This is a genomic window from Paenibacillus sp. T2-29 (genome assembly GCF_052921365.1).
This window is the reverse complement of sequence record NZ_JBREVE010000005.1, coordinates 315634-333311: the sequence shown is the minus strand read 5'-3', so window position 1 is coordinate 333311 and position 17678 is coordinate 315634. Positions and strand designations below refer to the sequence as shown.

General features: G+C 44.8%; 10 protein-coding genes and 2 pseudogenes. 2 read left to right on the top strand and 10 right to left on the bottom strand.

Annotated features, from left to right (window positions below):
- Positions 1-582: 582 nt before the first annotated feature.
- The 7 genes from ACU1JV_RS16775 to ACU1JV_RS16745 all read right to left on the bottom strand — a co-directional run bounded on the left by ACU1JV_RS16775 (position 583) and on the right by ACU1JV_RS16745 (position 14429).
- Complete coding sequence (locus ACU1JV_RS16775; RefSeq protein WP_058830801.1) at positions 583-4584, bottom strand: GH32 C-terminal domain-containing protein; 4002 nt, start codon at positions 4582-4584, stop codon at positions 583-585.
- Between the two features lie 190 nt (positions 4585-4774).
- Positions 4775-7048: a GH32 C-terminal domain-containing protein gene (locus tag ACU1JV_RS16770; RefSeq protein ID WP_413986174.1), complete on the bottom strand. Its 2274-nt coding sequence runs from the start codon at positions 7046-7048 to the stop codon at positions 4775-4777.
- Positions 7045-9513 (bottom strand): PfkB family carbohydrate kinase, encoded by a 2469-nt coding sequence (locus ACU1JV_RS16765; protein WP_413986175.1) that lies wholly within the window; start codon positions 9511-9513, stop codon positions 7045-7047. Before ACU1JV_RS16765 ends, ACU1JV_RS16770 begins: the two co-directional genes overlap by 4 nt.
- A 25-nt stretch (positions 9514-9538) precedes the next feature.
- The gene (locus ACU1JV_RS16760) at positions 9539-11164 is read right to left on the bottom strand and encodes an ABC transporter substrate-binding protein (RefSeq protein WP_058830802.1); all 1626 of its coding nucleotides are present in this window, start codon (positions 11162-11164) and stop codon (positions 9539-9541) included.
- Positions 11165-11288: 124 nt separating this feature from the next.
- Positions 11289-12185: a carbohydrate ABC transporter permease gene (locus tag ACU1JV_RS16755; protein WP_058830803.1), complete on the bottom strand. Its 897-nt coding sequence runs from the start codon at positions 12183-12185 to the stop codon at positions 11289-11291.
- A 13-nt stretch (positions 12186-12198) separates the two neighbouring features.
- Complete coding sequence (locus ACU1JV_RS16750) at positions 12199-13236, bottom strand: ABC transporter permease (protein ID WP_155617193.1); 1038 nt, start codon at positions 13234-13236, stop codon at positions 12199-12201.
- A 224-nt stretch (positions 13237-13460) separates the two neighbouring features.
- Positions 13461-14429 carry a LacI family DNA-binding transcriptional regulator gene (locus ACU1JV_RS16745; protein WP_013371291.1) on the bottom strand — a complete coding sequence of 323 codons (969 nt, stop codon included), beginning with the start codon at positions 14427-14429 and terminating at the stop codon, positions 13461-13463.
- A gap of 132 nt (positions 14430-14561) precedes the next feature.
- Between ACU1JV_RS16745 and ACU1JV_RS16740 the strand changes: the two genes are divergently transcribed.
- On the top strand, positions 14562-14987 hold the full coding sequence (locus ACU1JV_RS16740; protein WP_058830804.1) for a hypothetical protein: 426 nt from the start codon (positions 14562-14564) through the stop codon (positions 14985-14987).
- 72 nt (positions 14988-15059) lie between these two features.
- Positions 15060-15230, top strand: a complete 171-nt coding sequence (locus tag ACU1JV_RS16735) for a tyrosine-type recombinase/integrase (protein ID WP_225683767.1) — start codon at positions 15060-15062, stop codon at positions 15228-15230.
- On the opposite strand, the pseudogene ACU1JV_RS16730 reads toward ACU1JV_RS16735, so the two are convergent.
- From ACU1JV_RS16730 to ACU1JV_RS16720, 3 genes and pseudogenes are all read right to left on the bottom strand, one after another.
- Positions 15189-15523, bottom strand: a pseudogene (locus tag ACU1JV_RS16730) (BlaI/MecI/CopY family transcriptional regulator). The gene ACU1JV_RS16735 and the pseudogene ACU1JV_RS16730 overlap by 42 nt on opposite strands.
- A 332-nt stretch (positions 15524-15855) precedes the next feature.
- Positions 15856-16722, bottom strand: a complete 867-nt coding sequence (bla, locus tag ACU1JV_RS16725) for a class A beta-lactamase (RefSeq protein WP_058830893.1) — start codon at positions 16720-16722, stop codon at positions 15856-15858.
- A gap of 312 nt (positions 16723-17034) precedes the next feature.
- A pseudogene (locus ACU1JV_RS16720) lies at positions 17035-17205 on the bottom strand (serine hydrolase domain-containing protein); the annotation flags it as partial.
- Between the last annotated feature and the right edge of the window lie 473 nt (positions 17206-17678).

Sequence of the window (17678 nt, the reverse complement as noted above, 5' to 3'; positions counted from 1 at the left end):
GGAATTATCCTGTCCGTTAGCTTAATGAGGCTACGATAGTCCAACACTTTATTTTCTTTGGACAACAACCAGCCGCCGGAGCTTACCGACAGCTGGTTGCTTATATACAAAGTTTCTAATTATTAATGAAAAAATTCCCGAAAGATTTTTAAGTATATCAGCAAACAGACATGCCTGTATTAACAGCAGCACAGAAATTTATCGATATAATAAAGGTTTAGTTTATATAAGTAGTACGAAAAAACTCAAAGGTTTGATCTTATGCTTTACCCATAACGAACTTCATTTGATTAGCAAAAAAGGCGTTCCCTTCAGCTGAATATTAAACTATAACACGAAACCTTTCTCTGACTAAGGTTAGAATTTATTATTTTTCATTAATGTGCGCTCACAAGCCATAATCCTATGGCTTGTGAGCATTAAATTAAATACACTCTTATCTCCCATCCAAATAAAAATTGATTCAGTTTCGTTTTACAAGTACCTGCCCTTCTCCTTTGCCATTTCGAATGACAAGCTATCTGACTATTCGGTTTGCTCGGAGTGACTACAGGACTCACGGGTATTCTGTATTAACAAAAGTCAGTTGTTGGTTTTCTTCTTTACCTGAACAGGTACATTAAAATCATCGACGTTGATATGTCCAAACCCGCCTTTGGATTGGTCGACCACCTTTATATATAGCTCCTCGCCGATATAATCCGACGCATCCCAAATCTTCCGTTGATATTCCTCATAATTGGTTGCTGTCTCTTTAAATAACTCTTTGCCATCCGACGCCCGAACCAGCGCAACATACAGACGATCCATATCCCGGCCCCCGCTGATAAGGAAGTTGATCTTACCGTTCCCACCAAGGACGAAATTTTGAGATCTTAGCGATCCGGTTAAGCTATCGCCGCCGGCTTGCTCGTTGAAGCCCCACAAATGGTAGCCGCCCGGAATTTTATGCGACGGGTTGAAGTAAATGTTGTCCCAGAAGAACTGGGTATTGGTCACATGGACATTCTGGAAGGCGTCTCCTTCCGTTATCCACCCCGTTAAGTCGCCCGTAGCAAAATCATGGTTAGGCAGCTCTGTAATATCCTTATACACAGAATTATCCCACTTATCGGTTACATAGACCGGAGCAGCCGGTTTACCCGTTAAGGCATTCATATCCCATACTTGCATCGATTTGATATTGATATCGCCATCGGCCCAGACCTGTAAGCCTAAGGAGTCGTATCTGCCTATATAGACACGAGTTGTCAGCTTCTTCTTGTAATTTGCAAAGGCTTCAATGACCGAGCGATCGAGAAAGATATGGAGTTTCAAGTTCTCTCCTTTAAGATCTACATATCCTCCTTGAATGCCGTCCACACGCACATCCGGATCAATGCTGCTCTTGGTTCGATCCACGTTAAATGTCCCGTTCTTCTTGTCGTAGTAAATGAGCGTCTCTTCTTGGCCTTTTTCCGAGCGTCGCACCTTGAGACCAAATTTCTGGGCTTCACGCGGATCAATCTCCATCACAATCTCTAGCATGTCGCCTTTGACATTCTTAATCAATTGATTGGCACTCTCCAAATTTTTATCCGAAAAATCAACCCACTTTTTCCCTCGAAGGCTCTGCAGTTCTTTAATCGGTTCGATATGCAATTTATCATACTTATCGAGGCTTAGGGAAACCGGCAAAGATAAATTATGAGCCCATCCGGATTGATATTCGGCTTGCGGTGTTCTAACATTTTGCATCATGGAGAATACGACTGTTCTTCCGTCGGGTGTGACCAGACCGCTCTCTGCGGTTAAATAGCCGTCACCTACATCCATTTTGGAGGGTGCCTCCTGATCAGGAATAAATTTAAAGTTATCCCGGTCCCAGGTCCCGATCCAGTAAAAGACCTCAACATCTCTTTGCACATCGTTCGCTGGAGGAACATGCTCCGGCTTTTCATGGGGATTAATCATGAAAATATATTTTTGCTTGCCCGTACTATCTGTGCCTAACGGCAATAACACTGGTAGCTCCCATACCGTACCCAACTCCGGATAACGGCTTCTGTCACTAACGTATAACGGCCCCTTATATTCCCAATTGTACATATCATCGGATACATACACCAAAGCTGTGCCGCTGCTGAAGTCTGGAAGACCAGATGTCACTAACTGATACCACTTGTCCACCTCTTTGTCGTACCATACAAACGGATCGCGAAACTCGTTGTGGATGCCTTTTCCGTTCTGCTCCGTTACCGGTTTAGGATATTTCACCCATTTTTCCAAATTGGGATCAGACAAATCCGCCGGAGTTGCCAACCCTGTTCTTTGGTTCGGCGACAAGGAGTCGTTGCCAGCGGTATAGAACAGAACAGGATTGCCGTTTCGATCATACGCTGCACTGCCTGACCACGTGCCATCCGGATCTAGGGTGCCCGCTTCGGGCGCAAGAGCAGGTCTTACATTTTCCCAGTTCACCATATCGTCACTCATCCAATGCCCCCAGTGGATTTGATGCCAGAATGGACCTTGCGGGTTATGTTGATAAAATAAATGGTATTTGCCGTTATAATAAATCGGTGCATGTGCTTCATTCATCCAGTTTTGCGGAGGCATCGCGTGGTACTGGGGACGATGCTGATCTCCGTCAAACACACTTGGATCCTCATCAATGTCCGAATTCGGAATTTTCGGAATTGAACCTCCATGAAGCGCCTTCACGCTCTCATATCCAGCAAGTATCTCCTGGTTCGTAAGGGCTTTATTATGCAGCTTCACTTCATCTAGGAGTCCGCTGAACATATTGAAAGAGAACACCCCTGCTAACTCTACAGGTTTATTATTTTTCCCGATAACCAGGCTTTCGGTAGATGGTGTGATCGGAACGTTGACGGGGGTTGCTTGGGAAGCCACTTCCTCACCGTTTAGATATAATTTAATTTTTCCATCTTCTTTACTGAAAGTAGCGGCCACATAATTCCACTTGTATTTTTCCAGCGGGTGATCCTTTACCCATACCTGAATCCACTGACCGCCAATGCCTACTTGCATCGACCATGTACCGTGCCGATACATACCAAGAGAAAAGCCTTCCGCTTTATCCTGATCAGATTGGTTTACGATCGCAGACAGCTTGTTTCCGTCTCCCCACTCATAGCTACGCGGTGCAACCCAAGCTTCGATGGTTAACGCGTCGCTTACAGGCACAGTATCGTTTGCATTGACCTCAATATAATTCGAGTATCCATCGAACAATAAGGCGCCGCCTTTTATTCCGCGCGGAGTCCATCTCGGATCCTTCGATGCCATATACCTGGCGTTGTTAAAAACATAGTTCACATCGTGCTTAAGATTGTGTACTTTCTCCAGCGCTTTCTTTCCTGCGCCTTCATCAAGGTTTAAGTAGAAAATAGTCCCCTTACCACTTGCTTGGAAACTATCAACGGCAATGCTGGCTTCATTGGAATGATCGACAACCTTTACATAGAGCTTCTTGTTGTAGTGTTCTTTCACTTTCCATGAGATTTTCTCGTTCGCACTGACATTCCCGGTTTTCATAAGCAATGTATTGCTGTTCGCATCGTAAAGTGCAACATAGGCGTTTTCTGGTTTGAGGATATCCAAAATAGTAAAGTTAATTGTTCCGGTTCCCTGAAGCGTGAAAGTATTAGAAGTGATGGAGCCCTTTCCTTGCAGGGAGGATTTTGCATAGAAGTTCCCTTCTTTGCTCGCATGAGCTTCATCAGTCACCTCAAAAGCATCTCCCTCAACCGTCCAGCTATCGAGATTTCCGGTTTCAAAGCTTGGATTATCGATTTCATAGCGCTTGAAATCCGGCTTGATATCCGTCGTAACAATTCCTTCAGCTGGCTCCGACTCATGGTACATGGAGAACGCGTCCGCAAAAATGACTCCCCAATCCGAGGTTGCATTATCGACGACCTCCACATACAGTTTCTTGCCCAAATATGTGGAAAGATCCGCCTTGTATTGCACCATATTGGCAAGCCGCATGCCCAGCGCGGGATCTGGGAAGCCCACGTCGGCGAATGCGCTATTTCCGTATCGGGCAATAACTTGTCCCGTATCGACTTCCACAATATTTATAAATACCTTGTCTGGGTTCTTCGCACCGCCAAGCCTGAAGCTGATCCAGCCGCTGCCGCCCAGCACGAAAGTGCTGGAATGAAGTATACCTGTCGCAGATTCGTCATACTTCCAGCCGTTTAAATGATAAGCTCCTTCCTGGTTATACGGTATTTTTTCCGCCCACCAAGTCGTTTCGTCGGTTACGCTATTCGGACCGAACGCATCGCCTTTGACAACGGTCCATCCTGTCAAATCTCCTGTTTCAAATCCAGAATTCCGGATTTGATAGACTGAATCCGGAACTGACAATCCCATGTCATTCTTAGGAATATTCTTGATTTGATAAATCGCATCCGTAACCGATGATTTCACATCATTCTTAGGAATGAGCGTTTCTCCAGCAACAGTTCTATTTTCGGATGCGACAGAGATTCCCGGAATAACAAGCTGGAGCACCATAGCCCATATAACCATTCCTGATATCCAACATTTTCCTCTCTTTACTTTCCTCATTCTCGAGCCTCCTTCGAAACTTGTTATACTTGCGAACATCGATACCTCATTTCGAAATGCTCTCCTTGTACAAAGATGAATAGTCATGAAGAAGGGAGAATATGAATGAAACGTTTCCAAACGGAGGAATGCAAAGTTTCTTGATTATTTGTGCATGACCCCATTCGTATGGAGCGCCTAAGCAATCGTCTTACCAAATGGACTGCATATCCCATATATCCAAGGATTTAACAAACGGTTCTCCATCTCCCCAAATCTCGAGTCCCAAAGCATCCATACGGCTCGGATATACCCGGGTTGTCAGGCTTTTCAATCCGTTTGCATAGACTTCGACCATGGAGCGATCCAAATAAATGTGGAGCTTCAGATTTTCCCCAAGTAGCTCCAACTTCCCACCTTGGACCCCTCCGCACTTTTCTCCCGGGTGCAGCGTCGTTTTCGACCGGTCGACCAAGAACATCGCTTGATTCCAATCATAATACAGCAGAGTTTCTTCCTCTCCGTCTGGTGTACAACGGACCTTGATTCCGAATTTTTTGGCGCTGCCGGGCTCTAATTCCAATTGAATCTCAAGCATGTCACCATGAACATTCCTAAGCTGTACATTAGTTTCAGCCAATGACTGGTCCCGAAGTGATAGCCGCTTGGGGCCACGCAGCGATTGAAGCTCCTGAATCGGCTCTATTCCCAGACGTCCGTCATCCCTCAAATACACGCTTAACGGCAAGCCTCCGTTATGAGCCCAACCCGACTTATATTCTATCTCGGACGTCCGGTCGCCTTGGGCTATCGTAAAGACGATATTTCTACCGGTCTTCGGATCAACCATTCCGCTCGGTCCGGTAAAATGGAAATCCCCGACATCAATCAATTGAGGCTCTTCTTGATCGGGGATGAACGAAAGATTTTGCTTGTCAAGTTGTCCGATCCAATAGAACACCTCAACATCCGCTCCCTTCCCCACAGGGCTGACAAGCAGTAGATGTTTGTTCACCCCCTGCTTGTCCCTGCCAAGGGGAAGAAGCACAGGGAGCTCCCAGATGGGTCCAAGGTAAGGAAACTTCTGAATATCCGCTTTAAAAAACGGTCCTTTATACGTCCAGTTCAGCATATCCTGTGACGCAAATGCTAGTGCTGCTCCACCTTCAATTCCGGACCCGACCAGAGCATACCAGCCGTCGTCGTCCTTCCATACGAATGGATCTCGGAAATCCCCAAATGCGCCCATTCCCTTCTTCTGCACGATCAACGGCTCTGGATGTTTGACCCACTGAACCAGATCCGGGTTTCCGTCAAGGGTATAAGTGCTTCGGGCAAGCGCTACGCTCTGATTCGGAGAAGCGCTGTCATTACCTGCCGTAAAGAACAAGACAGGAAGTCCGTCAGCATCATAGGTTGCGCTTCCCGACCAGATCCCGTCCGGTGCGAGCTGATCCTTTTCGGGCGCCAGAGCCACGGGTAGATCACGCCAATGCACCAAATCCTGACTTACCCAATGCCCCCAATGGATCTGATGAAAGAACGGTCCCTGCGGATTATGCTGATAGAACAAATGATATTGCCCGTCAAAATAGATCGGTGCATGGGGTTCGTTCATCCAATGGGCCGGTGGGCTAACATGATATTGCGGTCTGTGCCGATCAAGTAGCAGTGGCGTCCGGTCTAGCTTGATCTCGTCATAGTTTAATTGTGGCTGGATACCTTCATGAAAGGTGTCCAGCACATGACGATAAGAAGCGGCCACTTCTTCCGCGCTCAGCGCCCGATTATAAATCTTGAGTTCATCAATGATACCGCTAAACATGTGCAGGCTGAACACTTCCGCCAGCAGGCTGCTATGGTTATTCTTTCCAATCAGAAGATCCGTGTCCGCCGCCTCAGCCAGACGGGAACCACGAGGCACGGCAGCTGAAGCGATTTCACTGCCGTTTAAATACAGCTTGATTTCCCCTTGGTTCCCATCGAACACAGCATTCACGTATGACCATTCATTCTTGGGCAGTTCATGGCCGTCCGGCGACCAAAGTTCCTTCCAGTCTCCTCCTTCCAGCCCGACTTGGAAGGACCAGGAACCGTGACGGAACATGCCGAGCAGATAACCCTGCTTGCGATCCAGGTTGTAGCGGTTCACGATGGCGGACAATTTGCCATCATCCCCCCATTCATAGGAGTGTGGGGCTACCCATACTCCTATGCTTAACGCTGATCGATTCTCTGGCTCGGTGTTCTGATTTCCCTCATCGAACGAATGCGCAATGTAAGTCGAATAACCATCGAACAGAAGCCCATTTCCACTTACCCCCTGTCTCCATCGTGGAGGGCAAGGTTGAGTAAACTCCGCTTGGTTAAATACGTACTGGATATTATCCTGGACTTGGGATACGCTCTCCAGAGCGCTTGTACCGGTTCCTTCATTGAAAGCCCAATACATGATCAATCCCCGATTATCGGTTGCATGACTCATACTTCAATCCTCCTTGATGTCTGCTGCGTTGGACCATTGGGAATATGAATGGAGTTAAGAGCATGCATATAAAACGAGTTCACTACAACTTCCCCTGATTTCGCACTTATCTCAATACGATCCATCGGAGCATCAGGGAATATTTGATCCGTCAGTGCAACCAAGCCCTCATTCGCGTACACTTCAACCGCGTTGCGATCCAGCCAGATATGCAGCTTGATCTTCCCATTCTCCGAAACCATTCTAGCACCGTGCTTGCACGCAAACGATGGATGGAAATCAGTCAGGCCCGATTTCGAGCGGTCGATGAATAGCCATTGGCGCACAGGGTCATAACCGATAATAGTCTCACTTTGCCCAGAGGACTTCATTTTAATATGAACCTCGTCTTCGGAACGAATGTCGATATCCGCTTCAATTTCAAGCAGAACATCATTCGTTTTTTGCGTAAACGGCACCTCTGGCGTAACCTTAACCTCATTCCAGCAGAGCGTTCCTTTCCGCAGTTGCTCTATTTCCCGAACAGGCATTTGGGTCAGAACTACGTCCTCGTCTCGGCTGGTCAATGACAAGACGCGAGGCAGAGTCATTGTGCCTCTCCAGGCCCCGGTAGGCGTTTGGTTAGCATATTTCCAGTTGCTCATCCATCCGATGATCACACGCCGTCCGTCCTGCTCAGCTATATCCGACCAGGTGACCCCCGCATAATTGTCCCGGCCATAATCCAGCCACAGGATATGATCGGCCGGATGGTCATTGATGAACGTATTTCCGTCGAACTCTCCGATAAAGTATTGCGTGCGTGAGCCTTCCGGACAGTTGGGATTATCTCCGATGCTTATGATAAGTACCCATTTGGAATGTCCGCTGTCATCAACCGGCAATTCAAAGAGATCAGGGCATTCCCAAACTCCGTCATGCGAGCCTTCACTCTTTCCGAATTCGCCTGACAACGACCATTCACGCAAATTGTCGGAACGATAAAACCGAACGTGGTCTCCCGCGACAAGAGCCATAATCCATGATTCACTTGGCGAATGCCAGAACACCTTGGGGTCCCGGAAGTCGACCAGATCATGCTCGTCGAGTATTGGGTTCCCCTCATATTTGTGCCAAGTCCGGCCTTTATCGCTGCTATAAGCCAGGCTTTGCCGCTGGCGAGGTTGTCCGGTCTCCGGACAGCTGTCTGCATGAGTGAAGAGTGCGATCAATCCATGGGAACCATCGAACAGTCCGCTGCTATTATTCCAGTCAACCACACAGCAACCAGAGAAAATAGCGCCATGCTCATCCGGGAACAGAGCGATAGGCATATGCTCCCAATGAACCAGGTCTTGGCTTACAGCATGACCCCAGTGCATTGGTCCCCATTGGTTACTATAAGGATGGTGCTGATAAAACAGATGATAGACTCCTTCGTAATAGACTAATCCGTTGGGATCATTCAACCAATGGGAGTGAGGTGAAAAATGAAAACCCGGCCTAAATCTATCATCATCGTGCTGTTTATTTGTCTCGATTATCTGGGTAATTTCATCTGTCGTCGGCATAGATTGAAGAGCCCCTTTCCGTGTGGTTACTAATGCACCGCCGGCATTAGCAAAAGTTAGCATACCGATGATTTGCTGTTTGGTCAGCTGATTCAAAGAAATACCGGCTTTCAGTATCTTATATAACAAGCAGCCCAGAAAAGCGTCGCCGGCTCCTGTCGTATCAGTGACCTCTACTTGAAAACCCGGCACATATCCGTCATGACCAGCTAATCGGTAATAGCAGCCTTTTTCCGCTAAAGTTACGAAGATCCCGGCGATGCCGAATTGCTGTTGCAACTCTAGCGAGCCTTTTTCCACATCAGTTGTACCCGCTATAAAGTGGAGCTCATCTTCTGATATTTTCAGGATGTCGGCATACTTCATGCCCCAAAGGATATTCTGTTTCACTTCCTCTTTACTCTCCCATAAAGCAAACCGGATATTTGGATCGAATGAAAGCAGGACTCCTGCCTCTTTAGCCTTCACAACTGCCGCTCTTGTTGCCGTACGGGCCGGCTCATGGGTCATCGACAAAGAACCAAAGTGCAGTGCATGGCAGTTTTCAATCCTATCGAACGGGACATCCTGCGTGCGCAAGTATGTATCCGCTCCTGGTTTCCGGTAGAAGCTGAACGATCGGTCTCCGTTGTCATCCAGATGAACAAATGCCAGCGTTGTATTAGCTTCATTTGTAAACGTAAACGCAGACACGTCGATGCCGCCGTTCATCAAGGTATCGTGCAGCAAGGAACCGAATTGATCATCCCCTACTTTGCTAATCAATGTCGCTCTAGCTCCTAAACGGGATAGAGCAGCTGCTACGTTAGCCGGAGCCCCTCCAGGATTGCATTCAAACTGCTCGTTGCCTCCCGCTGTACGATCTGATGGCGTAAAGTCTATCAATACTTCCCCAATGGTTATTACATCAAGCACAGTTTTCTCCCCACCTATCGTTTGATTATTTATTTTTTAAATTTGCATTATATCGGTCCAACCCTTTTTGATAGATCTCCATTAATTCGTTTAGCCCCATCTTCTCGAGTGTCTTCATATAGCTGTCCCACTTTTCATCTACCTCGCCATCGACGATGAACTTGCCTCTTTGGGTATTTACATATTTAATAAGTTCTGGCTCGATCCGATTGATTTTATCTAGTTCGTCCGGTTCAAAGAAGATGCTCGGATAGTTTTCCTTTTTCATATATGGAGTGTAATATTTCTCCAAATACTCAGCACGCTTCTGAGCTCGGGGTTCCATATCAACAACTTTTCCGAAGTCATCGAAAGTAATGACGCCCGGATTTCCTGTGCCAGGAGCCACTTTTTGACGGAATTCACCTGCGGAGACTCCTTGGGGAAGCGGCAGGTTCACCAATTTTCCTTTTTCGTCCTTCTTGAATACGACATCCAACGGACCCCAGTGAATTTGAGCCGCCATGTAAGGGTCATACTGTTGATCGATCCAACGCATCGTCATTGCCGGATAACGGTTCTCTTTTGTAATCACGAAGCTACCTCGTCCCGGACCGCCGCCGTTGTTGCGACCAATCATTTGATCTCCATTTGGGCCTTTAAGCGGGGGCAGCAGAGCATAATCCTTACTACGCTCCGGTCCGACAACTTCTTCAACTTCCCACCAAACGTAGGAGCCGAGCGTTTCATCTGGTGTTTTGCCTTTTGCTAAATACTGAGCGGCATCCTGGGTGAACGATTCAGGGTCAATCAACCCCTGCTTATACCAGTTATCATGGATATATTTTAATGCTTCCTTATATTGAGGTTGCGAAGCGGTAAAGATTACTTTACCTTCGCGGACGATCCGATGTTCCAAATTATCCGGAATACCGAAAGCACCGAATATGCCAGCAATGTCACTACACCACTGCATGTGCATAAAGCTTAATGGGATTTCATCAGCCTTGCCATTGCCGTTCGGGTCCTTCGTTTTAAAGGCAATCAAAGCCTGCGTGTATTCGTCCAGCGTTTGAGGTACTTTTAAACCCAGTTTATCGAGCCAATTTTTATTGATGACGTGAAAGAAGGGGTTGGTATCGAGCTTATTCTCTTCCCACGACGGCAGCCCATAGATGTGACCGTCTGGTGCTGTGATGGCTAGTTTAATGTCAGGCCGACGATCAAGAAGCGCTTTCAAATTAGGCGCATATTGATCAATTAAATTCTCCAGCGGAATAATGGTTCCGTCTTTACCGTAATTGATTAGCTCGTAATCTGTGAATCCGGCTCCGTAAAAGGCATCTGGCAAATCTCCGCTGGCCAACAACAAATTTTTCTTTTCTGCAAAGTCAGTGTCCGGAATGTTTTCCCAATCAATTTTTACGTTTGTTTGGTTTTCCAGCCGCTTAAATATTTCCATTTTCGAGTAATCTGGCGCTAAAGCAGCTTTTGGGGATACCATCTTTAATGTCACCGCTTCTTTAACAATCGGAAGACCGGTTTTATTAAAATTTGCATCCTGATCCGGATTCACCGTCTGATTTTTTGACTCGCCACCGCCACCCGAACATCCGCTAAGAGCAAACACTCCAGCCAGCATTAGAATTCCAGCCCTTTTGAATAATTTCATCGTACATAACCTCCTTATGTCAGTCCACAAGCTGAGAACTTCCCTTGTCCTTGTTATTTACTTGTCTGAATGCTGAATTTAGGTATTCTGTTGCACATTCCCCCTTTCAGGCACCCTGGCAATGTTAGCCTTTGATCGAGCCGATCATCACGCCTTTTACAAAGTATTTTTGGAGGAAAGGATACAAAATCAGCAACGGTAGGCTGGATACCATGATGACACCATATTTGATAAGCTCTGTAACGCGCATCTTTGCTGCGTAGGATTCCACATCGATCATCATGCTCGAGTTGGCCTGATTCTGGACAAGAATGTTGCGAAGGACCAGTTGTAATGGATACTTGCTTTCATCGTTTAAGTAAATCAAAGCGTCAAAGAAACCATTCCAGAACCCGACAACATGATACAGTACCATTACGGCTATAACGGACTTAGACAAAGGCAATACAATGCTCCAAAAAAATCTGGTATTGGTACAACCATCAATGGAAGCGGCCTCCCACATTTCATCCGGGATGGTCGACTGAAAAAAAGTCCTTACGATAATGACATTAAACACACCTCCCGCTCCAGGAATAACAAGTGCCCAGATCGTATTCAGCATATGAAGATCTTTGATCAGCAAATAGGTTGGGATCAACCCCCCACTAAAAAACATGGAGATCAGTAAAAACCACATTATCACCGGCTTTCCAGCCAGTCCTTTACGGGCTAACGGGTAAGCTGCACATACGGTCACGGCAACTCCGATTAAGGTTCCTAGACTCGCATATAAAATCGAATTGGCATATCCAATCCATATAGATGAATCGCTGAATATTCGCCCGTATCCATCCAGCGTAAAACCCTTTGGAAAGAACGATACTTCACCTGAGTAGATGAGATTGGGGTCACTGAGTGAAGCAATCAATACAAAATACAGCGGGAATAATACAAGCAACATAACTATGGTCAGCATGACGTAGTTGATGATGTCAAACCATAAGTCTCCTTTACTTTTTCTCTTTAATAATTGATTCATAATGATCTCCCCCTTACCACAGGCTGGTTTCCGTCAATTTTTTTGCGATCCGGTTGACGGTGACTATCAGGATAATATTTACAACTGAATTAAACAGGCCAATTGCTGTAGAAAAGCTGTATTGTGCTTTTTGGATCCCAATTTCATAAACGTAGGTCGGAATAATATTGGAGGTGGCATAATTCAAATCGTTCTGCATAAGGAAAGCCTTTTCAAAACCGATGCCCATAATGTTGCCGAGTGCGAGAATCAATAAGATGACGATCGTCGGCAAAATGCTTGGAATATCCACATGCATTACGCGCTTCCATTTGCTTGCTCCATCCATGATCGCCGCTTCATGCAATTCCGGATTGACCCCTGCCAGAGCTGCAAGGTAAATGATGGTAGCAAAACCTGTCTCTTGCCAAACCCCTGATAATATATACAAAGGACGGAACCACCCTTCGTCGGCCAAAAACATAATGGGGTCCCCTTCAAACCAAGTGATGATGTGATTCACAATTCCGCTGTTTGGAGACAGAAAAACATTAAGCATACCGACGAGCACTACGGTAGAAATAAAGTGTGGTGCATAAATTACAGTTTGTACAATTTTCTTGTATCTCTTGGCCAGCATCTGATTGAGCATAATTGCTATAATAATCGGAGCTGGGAAGCTAAATACAAGCGATAGAACACTGAGTGTAAGCGTATTAGTCATGATCGTCCAGAAGTTATAGGAATCGAAAAAATCAATAAAGTGCTTAAAGCCTACCCACTCGCTTCCCCAGATTCCCCGACTTGGTGAAAAATCCTTAAAAGCAATTTGTATTCCATACATCGGATAGTACTTAAATACGAGATAAATAATAATGATTGGCAGCAAAAACAAATACAGTTCATAATCGCGTTTGATCTGGTTCCATATTTTGCGATTTGGCTTAATCGTGGAGTGATCTAATTCGCTAATTTTTGTATTCACCATTACATTCCCTTTCTTGACATAGGATATTTTCATTTTTGAAACGTTTCCAATTTGATATAAAAAAACGTCAATCGGCAGAGCCATACATGAACCACCGATTGAATTCGAGTTTTTCTAAAATCAAAAACAATCTTGTCTAAAAAAACGGGAAGACGATGCATTTGTTGATCCAAACTTATTCCTTTGATCTTTTAACAAAGTAGTTTCATCTCCAAATGAAACGTTTCCAATTTATTATAAAAAAATGACGAGTTTATAGATTCAAACAGAGATCCAACTGAAATGAGCTAATATCTTTACATTTAAGATCATGTAGTTTCGCCTTGCCTGAAGATAACGGGGAGACGATACACTTGCTGATCTAAAGTTATACCATCCATCTTTTGATACAGCAGTCTGATTGTCATACGTGCCATTTCCTCCACTGGCTGCCTGATTGTGGACAATATCGGATGAAAATAAGGATGATTCTGAATCCCGTCGTAACCGATGACCTTTACATCCTCTGGAACGCGAATACCCTGCCTGCCTACTCTTTCTATATATTTGGCGGCTAACATATCGGTAATAGCGAAAATGCCGTCCACATCCTGATACTTATGTAGAAATTCGCTAAAATAGGCATCGTCGTTCACAATAGGGTCTGGTTTCTCGTATACAACATAGTCGACACCTAATTTTTTCGCCTCATCAATGAAACCTTTTCTTCGATTCATGGTTTCACTAAATACGGAAGTTACACTTCCTATAAAAGCCGGCCTCTGGGCTCCCGCTTTAATAAGTTCCCTTAAAGCCATACTCCCTCCCTTATAATTATCCGAGGTCACACAGGTAATTTTTTTGCTAAAGTGTCTGTCAATACTTACAATCGGAATGTCATTGCTTATGCTATTCTCAATATCATTGTAGGTAATGCCGACAATTCCAGCCACTTTATTTTGCCGTAGCATATCCAGATAATACAGTTCCTTTTCGGGCTTGCCACCGCTATTACATAGCATGAGCTTAAAGCCTTCCCTATCCAACTCATCCTCAATGTAATAAGCCAGTTCAGAAAAAAAAGGATTCCAGATACTTGGAAGTAGCAAGGCTACCATCTTGGATTTCCTCATCTTAAAATTTCGAGCGACTTCATTAGGGATATAATTCAATTCTTGTATAGCTTTTTCCACCTTATGGCGTGTATCTGGTTTTACAGAGCCCGAGTTGTTAATAACACGGGAAACAGTTCCCACAGCTACGCCAGCCAGGTTAGCGACATCTTTAATACTTGGCATTTAGCCCCCCCTCTCTCTTATGAAAATTATAATAACACGAAGTTGGAAACGTTTCAATAATCTTTGAAACGCTTTTTTTTGACTTTTTTTCCTAGCCCATGTAGCTAAATCAAGTGTAATCCGGTCAGAAAGATGATAAGCCAGCTTCCTGATCTTTCTCCTTCTTCACTACTCGAATACATATATGATTATGAAACCTTCTTTAACTATCTTCTGGCTGAAGGACTTACTCCTGCTGGCCCTATTAGTCAAATTCCGTTAGAAACTCTTGAGAAGCTTTCATTGAATTCAATTCTCGGATATAGATTTCATCTTCTCACCAAAGCAGGAAACTCAAGAACGACAGTATCAAGAAAGCTATCATCGCTTCGAACTTTATTTAATTACTTGAATCAAAAAGCTGAGGACGAAAACTTCAATCCTTTACTAATTGGAAATGTGATGGCGAAAGTTGATATTCGCAAAAAGAAGAAATCTAAGTATACAGCAGCTAGCATCCTAGCTGGGAAATTGCTTCGAGATAATGAGATTACTGAATTTGTGGAATATATAAATTAAAGGATACGAAAAAGACATTGCCGGCAGAAATAGAGCCCTTTTATCATATAAATTTAATCGAGTACGTGATGCTTGTATAGAAGTTTAATCCTTAATTCAGGAATACGCGTTTCTGAAACTGTGAATCTTGATGTAGATGATATTGATCTTATGAACAAATCTGTCTATGTTTATCGAAAAGGTGCAGATGACCAGACTAAGTCACAAGTTCATTTCCGTGAGGAGGCAATTCCGTGTGCGTAGTTCATGAATATCTTCTTTGGATACATGCTCATGCTCCAAAAAATTCAGCACCATGGAATTCAGTGCCCCATTGTAAAAACGATCGAGAAAGGATTTGCTTTCATACTTGATATATTCATCTTCTTTGATCAAGGGCGTATATACAAAAACTCTGCTCTCTTTCTTATAGGTCAGCGTATTTTTCTTTACCAGCCCAGGGTTTGAATCGTCTTTGGACTCCATTTGCTCGTCTGGGTAAGTTTTTCAATGACTTCGTTGGTGTTGATCGGCGTATGACTCCAGATAATTTTCATTACTTCGAATTCGGCTTCTCATATTTGCAGCAATTCTTTCATCGTAGGAACCTCCAATCGCTGTTGACCCCAAATTTCTCAATTATATTTTTAGCGGATGAAATTCAGGATCAAATGCGAACGCTTCGATTTATCGGAATTGCTTCATTCTCTCCGCTGCTGCATGCATAACCCCAACTTCAAACCAATCAAAAGAATACTCTAATCCAGAGGAATTCTTGCGATTCCCTGTTTGGCAAACAGGTCGAGAACAGGAGCATGTTTCCCCTTGTCTCGACCTTTTGTGCTTGGTTTAAATAGCCCTATCGACTTACCCAACAGCTCTGCTACGCTTACTCCAGAGCCTTAAATGCCGCCTTGGCTGCCCCAGCGATTAGGGCATTGTTATACTCTGCATCTTTGGTATCACGGCTGGACATTACAGCAATAATGATCGGCTCCCTGTCCGGAGGCCATACGATGGCAACATCGTTGCGTGTGCCATAGCTTCCTGCGCCTGTCTTGTCACCAACTACCCAGCCCTCTGGCACAGCCGCCCGAATTAGTTCGTCACCGGTAGTATTTTCCTTTAACCAGCCGATAAGCAGTTCTTGTTTGTCATTAGGCATGGAATCGTCAATCGTCAGCAATTTTAAGCTGTTGGCAAGGGCGTTGGGTGTACTCGTATCACGGTGGTCCCCAGGAATCGCTTCGTTCAACTCTGTCTCATAACGGTTGGCCATAACCACAGTGTCACCGTTGTCTCTCATTGCTTTTTCGAACCCTTCGGGCCCGCCGAGCGCCTTTAGCAGCAAATTTCCTGCCGTATTGTCGCTATAACGAATCGCCGCATCACTGATTTCCTTGAGATTCATCCCGGTATCTACATGCTGTTCCGTAATCGGTGAATACGTGACCAGATCATCCTTGGCAAACTTAATGACTTTGCCCAGTTCATCGTTAGACTTCTGCTGCAGGACCGCGCCTGCTGCCAGTGCCTTGTAAGTGGATGCATAGGCAAAACGTTCATCGGCCCGATAGGCAACCTCTTTCCCTGTTCCCGTATCAATAACATATACGCCCAGCCGCGCGTCAAACTTGACTTCAAGCTGTTTAAAAACCACATTCGCTGCGTTTGAGTTTGGTGGCTCCTTTTCAGTCGGCGGAGTTGAAGCCCCCTGTTTTGTACAGCCAACGAGCAGCACAAGAAAGAGTGTCATCGCAAATAAAGCTATTCTATTTGTATTTAATACGTATTTTTTCAAGATTTTAGCCTTCTTTCCCTAAAAATATATCGTCTGTTTGAACCCCTGCCAGCAGGTTATACCCGATGTCCTCCTCTCTTCTCATTTCCACATGTATTACAAATGTAATATTTCAGTTATTATATATGTCCCTAGTACATCTTATCTATTTTGAAATCGTTCTCTTCTGAATGCGGACATACGTGCCTCGATTGCATAAAACGACGGTTAATTATAGCAGAAACCGACATTCGCCCTCAAATAAAGGGCGCGATGTCGGCTTTAAACTTAACGGCCAAACTCCTTATCGATTATTTTATTGTGAGCCGGCTCCACTTCCGGAGCTACCGAGTTGATGCACGTTACCAAAATATGCTGCCCGCCTAAAGATCCGAAGGCTCTTGATTCAAATCCGAAAGTACCGCCGGTATGTCCCCAGAATGATTGCCCGTCAGAAGTGCTACTCCTTTTCGAATGGTGAATGTTTTCATAACGCAATCGCTCCTATTATTTTAGAATGTTGTTCTGCTTTCCCCCTCACCTTACCTCCAATATTGTTAAATCGAACAGTGATAAAACCGCCAAGCTTTTGATGACATCGTACTTGGACCTGTCACATACACCGCATGACAAACTGTCAACTGTTATATGACGTGCTTGCTAAGATAAGGATCTCTAGTACAAAAGGTGTTAGGACAACAACCTTTACCCATAGGCAAAGAAACATGCCCAGAATGAGTTGTTGTTCTAACTATGTTATTTGATAGAGCTCATACAATTTAGTTAGCAAGGATAAACTATCACGACAGTTAAACAAGAAGACTTCACTGGAAATTTGAACAATTCATTTAGCAGCATTCTCCAAATTCATTGCTTCTTGTCATCAACCTAATTTTCTGAATATCATTAATGTTGTACTTTTTGATTATCCC